The organism is Spongiibacter pelagi (genome assembly GCF_014705705.1).
GTDB lineage: Bacteria > Pseudomonadota > Gammaproteobacteria > Pseudomonadales > Spongiibacteraceae > Spongiibacter > Spongiibacter pelagi.
Genome location: NZ_JACXLD010000009.1, coordinates 66,039 through 82,119 on the forward strand (window position 1 = coordinate 66,039; position 16,081 = coordinate 82,119).

Consider the following 16,081-nt stretch of genomic DNA (forward strand, 5'->3'; position numbering starts at 1 on the left):
TGATTAATCCTTCAGTGTGGCGAACACCTGCTCGGCAACAGCGAGGGTGTCTTCAATATCTTTAAGTGAATGAGCGGCGGACAAAAATCCCGCTTCGTATGAGGCCGGCGCTAAATAAACGCCGCCTTCCAACATGCCGTGGAAGAAGCGATTAAAGCGTTCGATATTGCAGGCCATCACTTGTTGGTAATTGCTGATTTGTGTTTCTTCGGTGAAGAACAGGCCGAACATGGTGCCAACGTGATTGCTGGTCATGGGAATGCCTGCGGCATCGGCGCGTTCGCGCAAGCCTTGCACCAGTTGGGTGGTCATGGCGAAGGGCTTGTCGTAAAAACCGGGCTGGGATATTTGTTCCAACATAGCAAGGCCAGCGGCCATCGCGGCGGGATTACCCGACAAGGTGCCGGCCTGATATACCGGGCCGCTGGGTGCCAGCGCCTGCATAATGTCGCGGCGCCCGCCAAAGGCCGCCACTGGCATGCCGCCGCCAATCACCTTGCCCAAGCATGTGAGATCAGCGGTGACGCCGTAGTAACCCTGAGCGCCGGTTAGGCCGAGGCGAAAGCCGGTCATCACTTCATCAATAATTAACACGCTGCCGTATTGGTCGCAGCATTTGCGCAAACATTCCAGAAAACCCGGCAGCGGTGGCACGCAGTTCATATTGCCGGCAACGGGTTCAACAATGATGCAGGCAATTTGTTCGCCGAATTCGGCAAAGGCCGCTTCCACGCCGGCGGGATCGTTGTAGGTCAGCGTTAGCGTGTGTTCGGCCAGTGAGGCAGGGACGCCGGGTGAGCTTGGTACGCCGAAGGTCAGCGCGCCGGAACCGGCTTTAATCAGCAGGGAGTCGGAGTGGCCGTGGTAGCAGCCTTCAAATTTGATGATTTTGTCGCGTCCGGTGAATCCTCTGGCCAAGCGGATGGCGCTCATGGTGGCTTCGGTGCCGGAGTTCACCATACGCACCATATCCATGCCGGGCATGATCTCGCACAGGCGGTCGGCCATTCGGGTTTCAATTTCAGTGGGGGCGCCAAAAGACAGGCCTTTTTGTACCTGCTGAGTTACCGCTTCTATCACAGAGGGGTGGGCATGGCCTAGCAACATGGGCCCCCACGACAACACGTAATCAATATAGCGTTTGCCTTCCACATCAAAAATATAGGGGCCTTCGGCGCGGTCGATAAAGCGCGGGCTGCCGCCCACAGCTTTAAAGGCGCGGACCGGGCTGTTTACGCCGCCGGGAATATGTTTTTGAGCTTGTTCAAAGCACTGTTCTGAAGTGGTCATTAGCAAAAATCCAATCGAGCTAAAAAGGTTTTAAAACGGCCAGCAATACGATGGCGAATAGGGCCAGTACTGGCGCTTCATTAAACCAGCGGTAAAAAACATGGCCGCGCAAATTTTGCCGATTGGCAAAACGCTTGACCAAAACCCCGCAGTAAAAATGGTATGCCACCAGGGCGATGACAAATAAAAGTTTGAGGCCCAGCCATTTGGCGTGCAAATAATAGTCGGGGCTTTGCAGAATCATCGCTACGCCGAAGGCAATGGTGAGCACCATAAACGGCGTGATAAAACGATAAAGCTTGCGCTCCATAATCGCGAGGGTGTTTTGGGTTTGCTCGTCTTCCGTCATAGCGTGATAGACAAATAATCGCGGCAAGTAAAAAATGCCGGCAAACCAACAAACAATGGCAATGATGTGAAAGGCTTTTAGCCAGAGCATTGTGTTTCCAGAGTGTAAAAATATCGCAAAGTCTCGCTCTGCCGCCGCCGCTGGCTTGGGCTGTGAGCGCGCCTAGCATACAATATGTCTGTGCCAGATGCTTGGATGATAGCAATGGCGCCGCGTCGCTTGTTTCTTTTATTACTCTCCCGCCCCTTGGGCGATATTCACATGGCAGCAAAAAAACGCAGATTGGCACAGCGTCGGCTCAGGCTGTGGTGGCTACTTAATCGCCGCAATAATCGCCGCCGCCTAGGTACCTGGGAAGACTGGAAAACCCGCGCGGTATTCTGGTTGGGGGCGCTATTGGTCGGCGTTGTGATTCAGGGCTTTGCTTGGCTGTCTGAAGAAAGCTATGGCGTTACGCAGGAAATTTTTGCCCACAATCCTTATCTGTTTTTAATTATTACGCCGCTTGGCTTAATGGCGATTGCCTGGTTGATGAACCGTTTTGGCAAGGCCTCTAAGGGCAGCGGTATTCCGCAAGTGCTACTGGTGCATAAGCAGACCTATCACTGGCTGCGGGAGCCGTTTTTGTCTCTGCGAGTGGCGGTGCTAAAAGTATTTTTAACCTGTGGAGCGCTATTGGCTGGGGCGACGCTGGGGCGTGAAGGGCCGAGTGTGCACGTGGGTGCGGCGCTGATGTATAAGCTGGGTTGCTGGGCCAAGCTCAAGCAAAAACAGGTGGAAACCAGCTTGATTGTTGCCGGTGGCGCGGCGGGGGTGTCGGCGGCATTTAATGCGCCGCTGGCTGGGATTGTTTTTGCCATCGAGGAATTGCAGCAGTCGATGGAGGCGCGCACCACCGGTACGCTGATTCTGGCCATTATTCTTTCGGGTATTGTGGTGCTGATGTTCGCCGGGCATTACAGCTATTTTGGGGTGCCCGATGTCAGCCCGGTTTCTATCTTTGCCTACCCGGCAATTGTGGCCGTAAGTGTATTGTGCGGATTAATGGGCGGCCTATTTAGTTTCTTTCTGGTTGAAGGCAGCCGAGCAATGTCTAGCTTGCTGGGCAAACATCCACTTAAAGTGGCGTTGGTTGTGGGTTTGCTACTGGCGACTATGGGGATTCTCAGTGGCGGCAGTACCATGGGTAGTGGTTATGTCGAGGCGCGTGCGCTGCTGGCTGGCGAGGCCGAGGGCAGTTGGTTGGTCGCTTTCGGAAAAATTGCGGCAACACTGTTAACGTATTTTAGTGGTATCCCCGGCGGGATTTTCTCGCCCAGTCTGGGCGTCGGTGCTGAGCTTGGTGGCGCGATGTCCAGCATGATTCCGGGCGTGTCGCCGGTATCGTTGATTTTGGTTGGCATGGCGAGCTACTTTGCCGGCGTGGTGCAACGCCCGGTGACGGCCTTTGTGATTGTTCTCGAGCTGACGGGTAACAATCACGATATACTGCCGGCCTTAATGGTGAGCGCTCTCACGGCAACGGTGGTATCCAAATTGGTGATGCCGCAGCCGGTTTATCATGTGCTGGCCCAAGATCTGGTGCGGGGCTGGAGTCATTTACTGAAAAAACCAGAACCGGAAAATCCTCCCGCAGAAAATGCGGCGGGTGCGGAAAAAAGCTGAAGCGATAGGAGAATGTCAGTGCTGAAAGTTGGGATTGTAGGTGGAACGGGCTATACCGGTGCCGAGTTGCTGCGCCTGATCGCGGGTCACCCTAATGCAGAAGTGGCGATGATTACCTCGCGCGCTGAGGCGGGCGTTGGCGTTGATGAGCTGTTCCCCAGCCTGCGTGGTTATACCGACCTGAAGTTTACTGTGCCTGATGTGAGTGAGCTGGCTGCTTGCGATGTGGTGTTTTTCGCGACCCCACACAATGTCGCCATGAAAATGGTGCCGGAGTTGCTGGCGGCAAATACGCGCATTATTGACCTCTCGGCAGATTTCCGTATTCGCGACGCTAAGCTCTGGTCTGAGTGGTATCACGAAGAGCACCTCTGTCCTGAGTTGTTAGCCGAGGCTGTTTACGGTTTACCGGAAAAGAAAGCGGATCAAATTAAAGATGCGCGTTTGATTGCTTGCCCCGGTTGTTACCCGACTTCAATTCAGCTGGGTTTTCTGCCGCTGATTGAAGAGAAATTAATTGATACCTCACGCTTGATTGCCAGTGCGGCTTCCGGCGTAAGCGGTGCTGGTCGCCAAGCTAAGGTCGACAATCTTTTCACTGAAATTTCTGACAGTTTTAAGGCCTATGGCGTATCTGGGCATCGCCATTTGCCAGAAATCGAACAGGAGCTTTCCGAGGCGGCGGGCAGTGATGTGGCGCTGACCTTTACGCCGCATTTATTGCCACAGGTGCGCGGTATTCACGCGACCCTGTTTTCTGAGATTCGTGATCCGGCGGTCGGGCTGGATGAGCTGCAATTCCTGTTTGAAAAACGCTATGCCGATTCGCCCTTTGTGGATGTGATGCCATTAGGTAGCACCCCGCAAACGCGCACGGTTCGCGGTGGCAATATGTGCCGTATTGCGCTGCATCGCCCGCAGAACAGAAACACGGTTGTGGTGCTTTCAGCCATTGATAATCTGGTGAAAGGCGCTTCTGGGCAGGCAATTCAGAATATGAATTTAATGTTCGGCTTGGAGGAAAGCGCAGGGCTTAATGGAATCTCCCTATTGCCTTGAGCTTGACTGAATTCAGTCACCCTCGGATAATTTTCACAGGCCCGCCCTTTTTGGTAGGCCGAAAGAGGTCATTATGTCAGCAGTAGAATCGTTTACTCCATCGGTGGTTCAACTCACCGAGCGCGCGGTAAATAAAGTAAAAAGTTTGATTGAAGATGAAGCCAACGACGATCTTAAGTTGCGGGTATTTGTTACCGGCGGCGGTTGCTCGGGTTTCCAGTACGGTTTCACCTTTGATGAGTTGGCGGAAGAAGACGACACCTTGGTTGAGAAAGACGGTGTTACCGTTCTGGTTGATTCACTGAGCTACCAGTATATCGACGGCGCTGAAGTCGATTACGTTGAGGGTCTTGAGGGCTCGCGCTTTGTGGTAAGCAACCCTAATGCTGAAACCACGTGTGGTTGCGGCTCCTCCTTCTCGATCTAAATTTCCCTTCCGCCGTTTAGGCGGATAAAAATCCAATCGCATCATTACTGCCGCCTTCCATTTTGGATGGCGGTGTTTTGTTATTTCTAGATCTACGCGATCGCGATCCTGCATTTTCCGCTCCTTTCTGCATTTTCATACCTGCATAGCCATTGTTGTGTCTCCTATTTTCAACCCTCGAAATTTCTGTGGCCGCACAACTTCTTCCTTTGAATAAGTTTTTCCACGCAATTATTTCCTCCAAATTATTTTTTCATTCAGCTATTGAATAAATGATTAATATAATGATAATGATTCGCATTAAATATTTGGCGGAGTGGTTCAATGGCGCTGGTTCAGCAATATGTCGTGGGTGGAGGTCCGGTTGTGTGGGCGCTGTTGGCGTTTTCGGTAACCGGGCTCAGCGTGGTCTTGTTCAAAATCTGGCAACTTTGGTTTCACTTCAAACTTGCCTCTAGTCAAACCGATAAAGCCTTTGCTCTGTTGCAAGAGCGCCATACCAACGAAGCTCTATTGCTGGTGCGCGGTGATCGCAATCCACGTTCCCATGCGATTTCTGAAACCTTGCAGGCGTTGAGTCTGACGGGGCTGGATGCCAGTCAGTATCGCGATGAGAGTTTTCGCCGTGCGCGGGCGCAGGTTGGCGAGTTATCCAGTCATTTGCGGGTGTTGGAGGTGATTGCGACATTGGCGCCGTTGCTTGGTTTGCTGGGCACGGTGCTCGGCATGATCGAGGCCTTTCGTGCGATGGAGGCGGCGGGCGAGCAGGTCAATCCAGCTATTTTGTCCGGCGGTATTTGGCAGGCTTTGCTGACCACGGCGATGGGGCTGGTGGTCGCGATTCCGGTTTCATTGGCGCATAGCTGGTTGGATCGTCGGGTCGAGCGTGAGTCTGAGGCGATTCAAAATGACGTTGAGCGTGTGCTGGCAATGTTGCCGGCGCTGCAACCCTTGTTGGCAAAAGCGCGTAGAGAAGCACCGTGAATTCTGCACTTATCTCCCGCAGAAAAGCACGCTCCATTGGGCTTACGGCCCTGATCGACGTGGTCTTTATTTTGTTGATGTTCTTTATGCTGACCAGCAGCTTTAGCCGCTGGCAGGCGCATACCCTGCAATCCCAAATTGGTGGTGAAACAGTGTCAGATTCCTCTGCGCCACTGTTCCTGCTGATGTTTAAAGCGGGGCACTTCGCTTTGTTTCGCGATGGCGAGCAGGGAGCCTTAGGTGAGTTGAATGAGGTTGTTAGCGATCTTAATTCCTCTGAGTTAGACGCGCGCACTTTGGTGTTAGTGCCTGATAGCGAGATGTCAGTTCAGTCCATTATGAACGCCTTGGGTGAACTCGATGCGCTTGGTATTTCTGCGGTCAGTCTTGGGCAAAGTGCGGCGCACTGAGGAGCAATAAGTGAGTCAGTTGCGCAGTGTCCGGGCTAGAAATGCCGGTGACGATAATTTGATACCGCTAATCAATATTGTCTTTTTGTTATTGATCTTTTTTATGGTGGCCGGGCAAATGCACTCGCCGTTGGAGGCGGGTATTGCTCTTCCTGAATCGCAGAAAAAAGGAGAGTTGCCAAAGCGCGCATTTACCGTGCAGGTGGATACCTCGGGTCGGTTATTTGTTGCCGGTTTGGTAATGGATTCGGCCTTGTTACAGCGCGAATTAGCTTTGCCTGAAAATCAGCACCGAGTCGTCGCCTTACAAGTTGATAAAAATCTTAAGGCTGCCGCCTTGGATGAAGTATTGGCTGTGCTGCGTGAGAGCGGGGTTTCCTCCATCAAGCTCTATTCCCGTCAAGGTGCAGAATCATGATGCGGCGTTGGGTTTGGCCGTTGGTGGTGACAATGGCTTGTTCGCTACATGCCTTGGCTGGCTGGTTTTTGCTGGCAGATAGCGCGATGCCATCGGGTGCGGCGCAGGGCATGGGCGAGCAGGGTTTTGAAATCGGTCTTGGCTTGGCGGGATCTTATATTGATGCGCAGCAGAGTGCAGAAAAAGTGAAGAACACTGAGCCGAGCCCTGTTGAAGAAAAGCCTGTTGAGCAAAAAACCGTAGAAAAAAAACTAGAAGAGCCAACAAAGCCGGTTAAACCAGCAAAAGCGCTTGCGCAAGTAAAGCCTGTTGAATCTTCTGTGGCGGCTGATTTTTATCAGTCCCCGGAGAAGTCTGATTTAGAAACACAAGAAAAGCCGGACTCTGATATTGCGGGTGAGTCGGTAAGCGAAATCCAAGAAGCCGTCTCATCAAATCAACGGTCGTCAAATCAGCCTTTATCAAGTCAGTCTTCTGTTCGAGCAACAGGTTCTGCTGCTGAGCGTTTTGCGGGCGGCAAAATTGGCAATGCCAAAGATTATTTCAGTGTGTTGATGGCGTGGCTGAATCAACACAAGCGTTATCCCGTTGATGCCAAAAAACAGAAGTTGGAAGGCATCGTCAAATTGCAGTTCCACATTGCGCGGGATGGCAGCGTTAGTCAGATGCGTGTGCACGGTAGCTCGGGCCATCCGGCTCTCGATGCCGCGGCCATGCAAATGCTGATTGCCGCTGCCCCCATGCCACCCATTCCCGAGAGTATGAAACGCGAGCACTTGAGTCTCGTGATCCCGGTTGAATATTCCTTAATCACCAATCGATCTTCTATGGAGTAAAAGATGTATAACAAACGTAAAACAATGCGCCCGAGTTTGCGCAAGCCGGTCTTTCAGCAAAGCGCGTTAGCAATGAGTATTCCCGGCTTGATGTTGGCAGGTCACGCCCTCGCTCAGGATGATGAGCCGATTGTGCTCGATACCTTGCAGGTAGAGGAACGCACCGTTGATACCAATCCCTATGCCGAGCCCGGCGCGCCTTATAAAGCGCGGATTTCTGGTGATCGTCGTCGAGTTAAAGAGTTAGCCGATACGCCGGTAACAATGACCGTGTTGACTCAAACCCAGATGGAAGAGTCGGGTAAAGCGGATCTTAAAGAGGTGTTGGCGGCGCAGCCGGGTATTACCTTGGGTACCGGCGAGAATGGTAATGCCTTTGGTGATCGCTATGTTATCCGTGGCCATGAGGCGCGTAGCGATGTGTTTGTTGATGGCTTGCGCGACCCCGGTATGACCACGCGGGAGAGTTTTGCTGTTGAGCAGGTGGAAATTACCAAGGGCCCAAGTGCGACTTTTGCCGGTCGCGGTTCAACCGGCGGCGCGGTTAACAGCATTACCAAGCAGGCCAGCACCGAATACGATTTCAATAAAGTCAAAGCGGCGCTGGGCACAGATAATCATCACCGTCTAACCCTTGATAGCAATGTAGCGATTAGTGACAGCACTGCCGTGCGTGTGAACCTGTTGCACACCGAAGAAGATGTGCCTGAGCGCGATCCCGCCTATCGCGAACGCAAAGGTCTTGCGGCGTCGGTAAGTCATCAGGCGACTGATAAATTGGATATCAAGGCCGATGTGTATTATCTGGATGCCTCAGACGGTTGGGATATGGGTTCGTATATCGGCAGCGATGGCAAGCCTAACGACAATATTCCGGTCTACGTTCAAGACGAGGATTTTATCGATTCAGAAGTGAATGCGTTTACGCTGCGCTTTGGCTATCAGTTTGGTGAAGGCTTGCGCTTAGAAAACAGCACCCGCGTAGGCGGCACTGAGAATGGCTATGTGGTGACCGGGGCGCGCGGCACCAACCGCGATGCGACTGATCCCGATGCCCCCGGCGCCGAGACCATTAGCTTGAGTACCCACCAAGGCTGGCAAGAGGTGGATTACCTCGCCAATCAGTCCAACCTATTTTGGGATGTCGAGCTCGGCGGCAAGCAGCACCAGTTTGTGGTGTCCGCTGAATATACCCAGCACGATGTGGTAAATGGTGTTTATAACGTGACCAATACTGGCGCAACAAACTGTGTGGTGTCGGGGCGCGGCGGTGCGAGTCCGAGCTATTGTATTGTCGATCCCAACGGCAACACGATCGAAAATATCGGTTCGTTGATGGGGCGCCAGATCACCAAAGGCGATCAGGATTCCGATTATCAAATCGACACTTGGTCGCTAGCGGTTATGGATACCATTGAGCTGAACGATACCTGGAGCACCTTCTTCGGTGTGCGTATCGACAGCTTCGACTACAGCAACGTGGTGAATAATCGCGGCACTATTAGCGAATTTAGCTACTCCGATGATCTTTGGAATGGTCATGTGGGTGTGGTCTATAAGATTAACGACGAAGCCAATATCTACGCGGCCTACAGTACCGCCTCTAATATTAATGGCGGTGAGTCCGATGTGGGCGGTAACTGTGGTTACGGTGGTCTCTGTGGTGACTCCAGTATTATCGATCAGAGCAAACCTGAGCAAACTGAAAATATCGAACTGGGTGCTAAGTGGGAGTTGTTCGACGATAAATTACTGGCTACTGCGGCGGTTTTCCAAATCACGAAAGATGATGTGATGGAAGGTGCGGACTACAGCACTGTAGGTACCTTAAACACAGGCAAAAATCAGGTAGAGGGCGTGGAGGTTTCCTTGGCGGGTAATATCACCAAACGTCTTAGTACGCTGTTTGGCGCTTCGGTGATGAATGCCAAAATTCTGGAAAGTGTTGATCCTGCGGATGAAGGGAAAACCTTGGCTAATTTCGCGGATAAGAGCGCCTACCTACAGTTGCGTTATCAACTGACGGATGCGATTTCTTTTGGGGGTAGTGCAACCTATGCCAGTGAAGTCTATGTCGGTCAGCCTGATTCCGCCGCCAGTGAAGATCGCAGCGTGCCCAGCTATACCGTCTATGATCTGTTTGCCAGCTACCGGGTGAATGAGCAACTAGACTTTCGCCTGAATATCGGCAATGTGAGTAATGAGGATTACTATCTCACCGCTTATCGCAGTGGCAGCTTTGCCTATATTGGTGATCACCGTAATGCGCAGTTAACAGTTAGCTACGAATTCTAATTCGCTTAGCTTGAAAACTGCGGGCCTGCTTCAGTAATTACTGGAGCAGGTCATGCTGTTTATAGACGGAATTTATAATTTGAATGTTATAGCTTGAGAATTACAGATTGAATTATCCCCCAATACTAGATCGCATCCCGCCCGATATTCTCTGCCTAGATGACTACGAGCGTTACGCACTGGAGTTTATTGCTGAACCCTACCTTAGTTATTTTCAGGCGGGGGTGGCAGACGAACAAACACTACAATTGAATCGCCATCAGTTTGATGCGCATAGAATTCTCCCAAGGGTGTTGGTGGATTTTGACGCGGCGAATAGTGGCGTTGACTTGTTTGGCCGGCGTCACCAAAGCCCTATTTTGCTCGGCCCGGTAGCCCATCAAGGCTTGATTCATCCCGATGCGGAATGTGCGACGCGTTTTGGTGCAGATGCGGTTGGGGTTACTACCTGTGCCAGTACCTTATCGTCCAAAACCTTGGAGGATATTGCTGCTGTGAGTGCAGAAAAGTGCTGGTTTCAGCTTTATTTTCAGTCTCGCCGGGAGGATACCCTCGCCTTAGTGCGGCGAGCTGAGCAGGCAGGATTTGAAGCGCTGCTTGTTACGGTTGATACGCCGGTGAATGGCCTGAGAAATCGCATCCAGCGCAGCGGTTTTGCTTTGCCGGCTGAGGTGAAAGAAGCCAATTTATTGGGGCAAGTCACTCCGGAGTCGCGTGTTTTGTCGGCTGGGCAAAGCGTGGTGTTGAATGGTTATATGGCGGATGCGCCAAGCTGGAAAGAGATTATTTGGCTGCGTGAGCAAACCGATTTGCCGATATTAATAAAAGGTATTTTGCATCCCGAAGATGCCGCCAAGGCGGTTGCAGTTGGGGCTGATGGTATTGTGGTGTCCAATCACGGTGGTCGCAGTCTCGATGGGGTGCCGGCCACGATAGATGTTATTACGGCAGTTCGTCAGCGCGTTGGTGATTGTGTGCCGGTTTTACTCGACGGAGGGATTCGACGAGGCACGGATATTTTTAAAGCGATTGCTCTTGGTGCAGATGCGGTGCTTTTGGGGCGCCCGCAGGTATATGCCTTGGCAGTAGCCGGAGCCTTGGGCGTGGCGCATATGCTTAAACTGCTGCAAGAAGAGCTGCATATTGCGATGGCCCTGGCTGGCTGCCCAGATTTGGCGGCGGTGCGGCGCGCCACTCTGCCCCCCGCTCGATTGCCGCTTGGGGTTTAAAAAGGGTTTCCTATGTTGCTGGTGATTGATGAGATTTTATCTGCCGATGAGGTGCGTGATTTTCGCCGTGCCTTAAGCGAAGTACCTTGGCTAGCGGGGGCGGTGACTGCGGGTGCGCAAGCGGCGCAGGTGAAAAATAATCTGCAACTGGACGACAGCCATGAGGGCGCGCGGCAACTGTCTGAGCACGTGCTAATGAAATTGCAGCGTCACCCGCTATTTATTTCTGCTACTTTGCCAAAGGCAATTTACCCGCCCAAATTTAATTGTTATGAAAATGGCGGTTACTACGGTGCCCATGTTGATAGCGCGTTGCTTTATCCTGCAGGGCAGGGGGTATTGCGCAGCGATATTTCGGCAACGCTGTTTTTGACAGATCCCGAAAGTTATCAGGGCGGTGAGTTGGAGATTGAAACCGCCTTTGGCTTGCAGTCCATTAAATTGCCGGCGGGCAGTTTGGTGTTGTATCCCTCATCTTCCTTGCATCAAGTGACGCCAGTTGTGTCTGGGCAGCGCGTGTCCTCGTTCTTTTGGCTGCAGAGTTTGGTGCGGGAGCCGGCAAGGCGCGAGCAATTGTTTGAGTTGGATCAAAGTATTCAGCAACTTACTGCGGAGCTGGGTACTGGGCATGAGGTTTTACCGCGCTTAACCGCGCATTACCACAATCTGCTTCGGCAGTGGTCCGAGGTTTGATGGGGCGTGTTTCGAAGTCGGATTAACCGGGGTAAATGCCGCCGAGAATGCGGCCACCTTTAGCGCCGGTAACGGCGGGAACATTACCGCTCATGCCTTCCAGTGCGGCCTTGGCCAGCCAGGCAAACGCGGCAGCTTCTACCCAGTCTGCGGGTACGCCAAGTTGGTCGGTGGTTTCTACACTGTAGCCGGGTAAGAGCTGGGAAATTCGTGCCCGAAGAGTTTTGTTCGCTGCGCCGCCGCCACATAGAAAAATTTCCGGATGCTCTAGCGACTGCTCAAGAATCGCATCACAAAGGGTTTTTGCTGTTAAATCCAATAGTGTGGCTTGTACGTCTTCCGGGGCGATGGCGCCGAAGTCCGATAGGGCATTTTCAATAGTTTGCAGGCTGTATTGTTCGCGGCCGGTGCTTTTGGGGCCCTGCTGTCGGTAATAAGGGTCGCTGAGAAAATGTTCCAGCAATTCTCGGTTTACCTGCCCGCTGTGGGCCCACTCGCCGTTGCGGTCGAAGTCGGTGCCCTGCCATTGTTTTACCCAGCTATCCATCAATACATTGCCGGGGCCGGTATCAAAGCCAGTGACATCGCCGTTGGCTTTTAAAATGGAGATATTGGCCATGCCGCCGATATTGGCGATTACTCTATTGTGGCCGCTCAGGCCGAAGGCGGCGGCGTGGAAGGCGGGTACCAGCGGTGCGCCTTGACCACCTGCGGCAATATCCCGACGGCGAAAATCGGCCACGGTGGTAATGCCAGTTAATTCAGCAATGGTGTTCGGGTCGCCAAGTTGTAGTGAAAATGCCTGCGCGCTTTGACGTTGATTGCTTGGCGGACGGTGGCGCACGGTTTGGCCGTGGCTACCTATAGCGCGAACTTGTTCGGGTTTAATGCCGCTGCTGTCCAATAGCGCGTGAACCGCTTCAGCCAGTACCTGTCCCATTGCTCTGTCCGCTAAACCGAACTGCTCAATCTCTTGGCTCAATTCACCATTGCATAGGCCTAAAAGCTGGCTTTTTAATTCGCGAGGTAATGGGTAGGAAATTTGGTGGCGGATGAGTGGACGATCGCCGGGAAAGCGCAATACGGCCGCATCAATGTCATCTAGGCTGGTGCCGGACATCAGGCCAATAAAAAGCTGATCATCCGACATGATTATTATCCGCCTGAGCTGTAATTACGTTGTGCAGCATAAGTTTTTAGCTGCAATTGTAGGCTGCCGATTTGTTGCTGGAAGGCGGGCATTTCGGTTTTGCTTACCCGCGTTGGTGGTGGCAGTTTATTCACAATGGTGGCCGGATTGCGGTGTACACCATTTACCAGAAATTCGTAATGTAGGTGGGGGCCGGTGGCGTAGCCGGTGGAGCCGACCCAGCCAATGACTTCACGCTGGCGTACTCGCTCGCCAGTTGAAACCGCCCGTTTGTGCAGGTGCAGATATTTGGTGACGTAGGATTCGCCATGCTTAACAAAAATGTAGTTGCCGTTGCCCTTTGAGTAGCCGGACTCGACGACGCGGCCATCGCCGGCGGCGTAAACCGGAGTGCCTCGGGGGGCGGCGTAGTCGATGCCGTTATGGGGTCTAACGGTTTTGAAAACCGGGTGCAATCGGTTCGGGTTAAAACCTGAGCTGATACGGGTAAAGTCTAGCGGTGCGCGCAGGAAGGCCTTGCGCATGCTTTCGCCGGTTTCAGAGAAGTAATCCACAAAGCCTTCGTCATTAATGAAGCGATACGCTTCATAGGATCTGCCTTGGTTGAAATACTGGGCTGCCAGAATTTGGCCGCTGCCAATGTATTCGCCTTGCAAATACTGCTCTTCGTAAATGACGATAAAATGGTCGTTTTTGCGCACATCGTAAACAAAGTCGATAACGCCGCCAAAAATGCCTGCCATTTCCATAATAATATTGTCTTCAACGCCGGCATCTTCCGCAGCTTTATATAAGGAGCTGGTAATGGTGGCGCTGGCAACGCGAGATCGAATATCTGGTGTCTTGCTGACTTCGGTGGTTTCAAAGCCGGTAACGCCGCGCTCAAATACCAGACTGTTGATCTTGTCTAGCTCAAGGCTGAGCGCGTGAAGTTTGCCACTATCGCTGATTTGAAAGCCGACTTTCTGGCCGGGGCGAACTTTGTTTAAAGCAACGCTCTTGGGGGCGGTGCTGAGCACTTCGTGCAGATCTTGTGGAGTGAGTTTGGCGCGGGCAAAAATACTGGAGAGCGAGTCGCCGGACTGAACGATAACTTCATCCCAGATTTCTTCCGGTTCTGGAAGTGGCTGTAGAGGTTCAGCGGGCGCGACACTGGATTGAATATCCAGATTTAACGGAATCGCCGTGCGCTTGGCCTCGGCATTTTCGCCCGGCAGTAGCAATAAAGAGAATCCCAGCGCAATCAGGGTCGACGCAGCCAGCGCCAGATGTCGGCGTGGAAAGCCGCGGCGCTCGGAGTCTTTTTGTAGCTGTCTGTGAACGTAATCGAACATCACTTAAATCAGTCGAACATTTTCATGCAAGTCGTGAGTATAACAGGATAAAGTAGCGGCGAAAGCCTGTAGATACCGAAACAATCGTCGTGTAGGACAGCAATTGCAGGGGCTTAGTTCACTTGCAAATGCTGGCTGTTGTTGTATCTTGCGCGCTTTTCTATTTTTTACGCATTGCCCGGCCTTGGGTAGTGCCAGTACAAGCAAAGGTTGGATATGGCGGCGGTTGATGCAAATCTGGTAGCGGAGCTGGAAGCGCGGGGCTTAATTGCCCAAATGACAGGCGAAAATGGCCTGACAGATTACCTGTCTTCTGAGATGCGCGTTCTTTATTGTGGTTTCGACCCCACGGCAGACAGCCTTCATATTGGTCACTTGGTGCCGTTGCTGGCGCTTAAGCGGTTTCAAATGGCGGGTCATAAGCCAATTGCCTTGGTCGGTGGGGCCACGGGTTTGATTGGCGATCCCAGCTTTAAGGCTCAGGAACGTCAGCTAAATATGCCCGATGTGGTTGCCGGTTGGGTAGAGCGCTTGAAGGGGCAAGTTTCGCGCTTTATCGACTTCGATTGTGGCGAGAACTCCGCCGAAGTGGCAAATAACCTGGATTGGTTTGGCCCAATGACAGCTTTGGAGTTTTTGCGCGATATCGGCAAGCACTTCTCTGTTAATAATATGATTAACAAAGAATCGGTGAAGCAGCGTATTGATCGCGAAGGCTCGGGTATCTCCTTTACCGAATTCAGCTACTCCTTATTGCAGGCGCTGGACTTTGCCGAACTGAATAAGCGCTTTAACTGCTCCTTGCAGTTGGGTGGTTCGGATCAGTGGGGCAATATTACGGCGGGTATTGATTTAACGCGTCGTCAGCACGGCGCATCAGTGCATGGCATGACCATGCCGCTGGTGACCAAGGCGGACGGCACTAAGTTTGGTAAAACTGAGTCCGGTACCATTTGGCTCGATCCGGTCAAAACCTCGCCCTACGCCTTCTATCAATTCTGGCTGGGTACGGCAGATGCCGATGTCTATAAATTCCTGCGCTACTTTACCTTCCTTTCTATTAATGAATTGTCGGATGTCGAGCGCAAAGATGCCGAGTCTGGTCAGCGCCCAGAAGCGCAGCGAATTCTTGCGGAGCAGATGACCGCCCTGATTCATGGTGATGAAGGTTTGGCTGCGGCGCAGCGCATTACCGAGGCGCTATTCTCTGGTGAGCTATCGGGCTTGTCTGAGCAGGACCTAGAGCAAATCAGTCTTGATGGTCTGCCTACGGCGACACTGTCTCGCGCTGAATTGGCGGATAAGCCGCTGACTCAGTTGCTCGCTGATGTGGGAATGGTGGCGTCTGGCAAGCAAGTAAAAGACGCGCTGGGTAATAAAGCGGTATTGGTAAATGGCGCAGCAATCGGTATGGAGCAGAATATGGCAGTGCCAGACGTGCTCTCTGCGGCGAATGCCATGTATGAAAAATACTTCGTGGTGAAGCTGGGTAAGAAGAAATACCAATTGCTGATTGTTGAGTAAGCGCTAAGCTGATCGATAAGTGCGCAAAAGAGCCGGTTTTACCGGCTTTTTTGTGCAAGAAATAAGCGATTTAAAAATATTTCAATTTCTTTGCAAAACTCTGTTGACTCCTAAAAGCGGATCTCTATAATGCGCGGCTCTCGAGTGCTGCAGCCACTTGGTTGGGACGGAAGTCCTGCTGAGAAGAGCGATTTGAAGTGGCGGTCGAGACTGCAAAAAGTTTTAAAAAACAGCTTGCGGGATTTGAGGAAGTGTGTAGAATACGCGTCCTCGCTTCGGGGGAAGCCCGGAAGGGAATCAACGCTCTGGCAGCGTTGAGTTGTTTAAAAAGATAGATCAGATAATTCGTGTGGGTACTTGTTGATGGATATGTGACACATATATTCAGAAGTAAGTAACTCGTACAATTCATGAATTT

The 16,081-nt window shown here is 52.2% G+C and carries 15 protein-coding genes; 11 read left to right on the forward strand and 4 right to left on the reverse strand.

The window, feature by feature from the left end; all coding sequences use genetic code 11:
• Positions 1-3 precede the first annotated feature (3 nt).
• Positions 4-1,290: a glutamate-1-semialdehyde 2,1-aminomutase gene (hemL, locus tag IB286_RS13495; protein ID WP_190766456.1), complete on the reverse strand. Its 1,287-nt coding sequence runs from the start codon at positions 1,288-1,290 to the stop codon at positions 4-6.
• 19 nt (positions 1,291-1,309) lie between these two features.
• Positions 1,310-1,729, reverse strand: a complete 420-nt coding sequence (hemJ, locus tag IB286_RS13500; protein ID WP_190766458.1) for a protoporphyrinogen oxidase HemJ — start codon at positions 1,727-1,729, stop codon at positions 1,310-1,312.
• Between the two features lie 114 nt (positions 1,730-1,843).
• Between hemJ and IB286_RS13505 the strand changes: the two genes are divergently transcribed.
• The 10 genes from IB286_RS13505 (at position 1,844) to IB286_RS13550 (ending at position 11,655) form a co-directional block, all read left to right on the forward strand.
• Positions 1,844-3,304 carry a chloride channel protein gene (locus tag IB286_RS13505; RefSeq protein ID WP_223826405.1) on the forward strand — a complete coding sequence of 487 codons (1,461 nt, stop codon included), beginning with the start codon at positions 1,844-1,846 and terminating at the stop codon, positions 3,302-3,304.
• A gap of 18 nt (positions 3,305-3,322) precedes the next feature.
• Entirely contained in the window at positions 3,323-4,363 is a 1,041-nt protein-coding gene (gene argC, locus IB286_RS13510) for an N-acetyl-gamma-glutamyl-phosphate reductase (RefSeq protein ID WP_317889767.1), read from the forward strand.
• A gap of 73 nt (positions 4,364-4,436) precedes the next feature.
• Positions 4,437-4,790 carry an iron-sulfur cluster insertion protein ErpA gene (gene erpA / locus IB286_RS13515; protein WP_190766463.1) on the forward strand — a complete coding sequence of 118 codons (354 nt, stop codon included), beginning with the start codon at positions 4,437-4,439 and terminating at the stop codon, positions 4,788-4,790.
• A gap of 324 nt (positions 4,791-5,114) precedes the next feature.
• On the forward strand, positions 5,115-5,774 hold the full coding sequence (locus tag IB286_RS13520; RefSeq protein WP_190766465.1) for a MotA/TolQ/ExbB proton channel family protein: 660 nt from the start codon (positions 5,115-5,117) through the stop codon (positions 5,772-5,774).
• Positions 5,771-6,184, forward strand: a complete 414-nt coding sequence (locus IB286_RS13525) for an ExbD/TolR family protein (protein ID WP_190766467.1) — start codon at positions 5,771-5,773, stop codon at positions 6,182-6,184. The genes IB286_RS13520 and IB286_RS13525 overlap by 4 nt, the downstream gene beginning before the upstream one ends.
• 10 nt (positions 6,185-6,194) lie before the next feature.
• Positions 6,195-6,602 (forward strand): ExbD/TolR family protein, encoded by a 408-nt coding sequence (locus IB286_RS13530; RefSeq protein ID WP_190766469.1) that lies wholly within the window; start codon positions 6,195-6,197, stop codon positions 6,600-6,602.
• Complete coding sequence (locus IB286_RS13535) at positions 6,599-7,438, forward strand: TonB family protein (RefSeq protein ID WP_190766471.1); 840 nt, start codon at positions 6,599-6,601, stop codon at positions 7,436-7,438. The genes IB286_RS13530 and IB286_RS13535 overlap by 4 nt, the downstream gene beginning before the upstream one ends.
• A gap of 3 nt (positions 7,439-7,441) precedes the next feature.
• Entirely contained in the window at positions 7,442-9,733 is a 2,292-nt protein-coding gene (locus IB286_RS13540) for a TonB-dependent receptor (RefSeq protein WP_190766473.1), read from the forward strand.
• Between the two features lie 107 nt (positions 9,734-9,840).
• Positions 9,841-10,962 carry an alpha-hydroxy acid oxidase gene (locus IB286_RS13545; protein WP_190766475.1) on the forward strand — a complete coding sequence of 374 codons (1,122 nt, stop codon included), beginning with the start codon at positions 9,841-9,843 and terminating at the stop codon, positions 10,960-10,962.
• A 12-nt stretch (positions 10,963-10,974) separates the two neighbouring features.
• Positions 10,975-11,655, forward strand: coding sequence for a Fe2+-dependent dioxygenase (locus IB286_RS13550; protein ID WP_190766477.1), 681 nt, complete (start codon positions 10,975-10,977; stop codon positions 11,653-11,655).
• Positions 11,656-11,677: 22 nt separating this feature from the next.
• On the opposite strand, the gene IB286_RS13555 is transcribed toward IB286_RS13550, so the two are convergent.
• Both IB286_RS13555 and IB286_RS13560 read right to left on the reverse strand, forming a co-directional pair.
• Positions 11,678-12,805: an anhydro-N-acetylmuramic acid kinase gene (locus tag IB286_RS13555; RefSeq protein ID WP_190766479.1), complete on the reverse strand. Its 1,128-nt coding sequence runs from the start codon at positions 12,803-12,805 to the stop codon at positions 11,678-11,680.
• A 5-nt stretch (positions 12,806-12,810) separates the two neighbouring features.
• The gene (locus IB286_RS13560) at positions 12,811-14,139 is read right to left on the reverse strand and encodes an OapA family protein (protein ID WP_190766481.1); all 1,329 of its coding nucleotides are present in this window, start codon (positions 14,137-14,139) and stop codon (positions 12,811-12,813) included.
• A 216-nt stretch (positions 14,140-14,355) separates the two neighbouring features.
• Here IB286_RS13560 and tyrS point away from each other — a divergent pair, with 216 nt between their 5' ends.
• Entirely contained in the window at positions 14,356-15,663 is a 1,308-nt protein-coding gene (tyrS, locus tag IB286_RS13565) for a tyrosine--tRNA ligase (RefSeq protein ID WP_190766483.1), read from the forward strand.
• The last annotated feature ends 418 nt before the right edge of the window (positions 15,664-16,081 follow it).

Bases quoted from the DNA above. Each gene is read 5' to 3' on its own strand.
- IB286_RS13540 (WP_190766473.1), top strand. From the start codon at position 7,442: ATGTATAACAAACGTAAAACAATGCGCCCGAGTTTGCGCAAGCCGGTC.
- IB286_RS13555 (WP_190766479.1), bottom strand. From the start codon at position 12,805: ATGTCGGATGATCAGCTTTTTATTGGCCTGATGTCCGGCACCAGCCTA.
- hemL (WP_190766456.1), bottom strand. From the start codon at position 1,290: ATGACCACTTCAGAACAGTGCTTTGAACAAGCTCAAAAACATATTCCC.
- tyrS (WP_190766483.1), top strand. From the start codon at position 14,356: ATGGCGGCGGTTGATGCAAATCTGGTAGCGGAGCTGGAAGCGCGGGGC.
- IB286_RS13520 (WP_190766465.1), top strand. From the start codon at position 5,115: ATGGCGCTGGTTCAGCAATATGTCGTGGGTGGAGGTCCGGTTGTGTGG.
- IB286_RS13560 (WP_190766481.1), bottom strand. From the start codon at position 14,139: ATGTTCGATTACGTTCACAGACAGCTACAAAAAGACTCCGAGCGCCGC.
- IB286_RS13550 (WP_190766477.1), top strand. From the start codon at position 10,975: ATGTTGCTGGTGATTGATGAGATTTTATCTGCCGATGAGGTGCGTGAT.
- erpA (WP_190766463.1), top strand. From the start codon at position 4,437: ATGTCAGCAGTAGAATCGTTTACTCCATCGGTGGTTCAACTCACCGAG.
- hemJ (WP_190766458.1), bottom strand. From the start codon at position 1,729: ATGCTCTGGCTAAAAGCCTTTCACATCATTGCCATTGTTTGTTGGTTT.
- IB286_RS13505 (WP_223826405.1), top strand. From the start codon at position 1,844: ATGGCGCCGCGTCGCTTGTTTCTTTTATTACTCTCCCGCCCCTTGGGC.
- IB286_RS13535 (WP_190766471.1), top strand. From the start codon at position 6,599: ATGATGCGGCGTTGGGTTTGGCCGTTGGTGGTGACAATGGCTTGTTCG.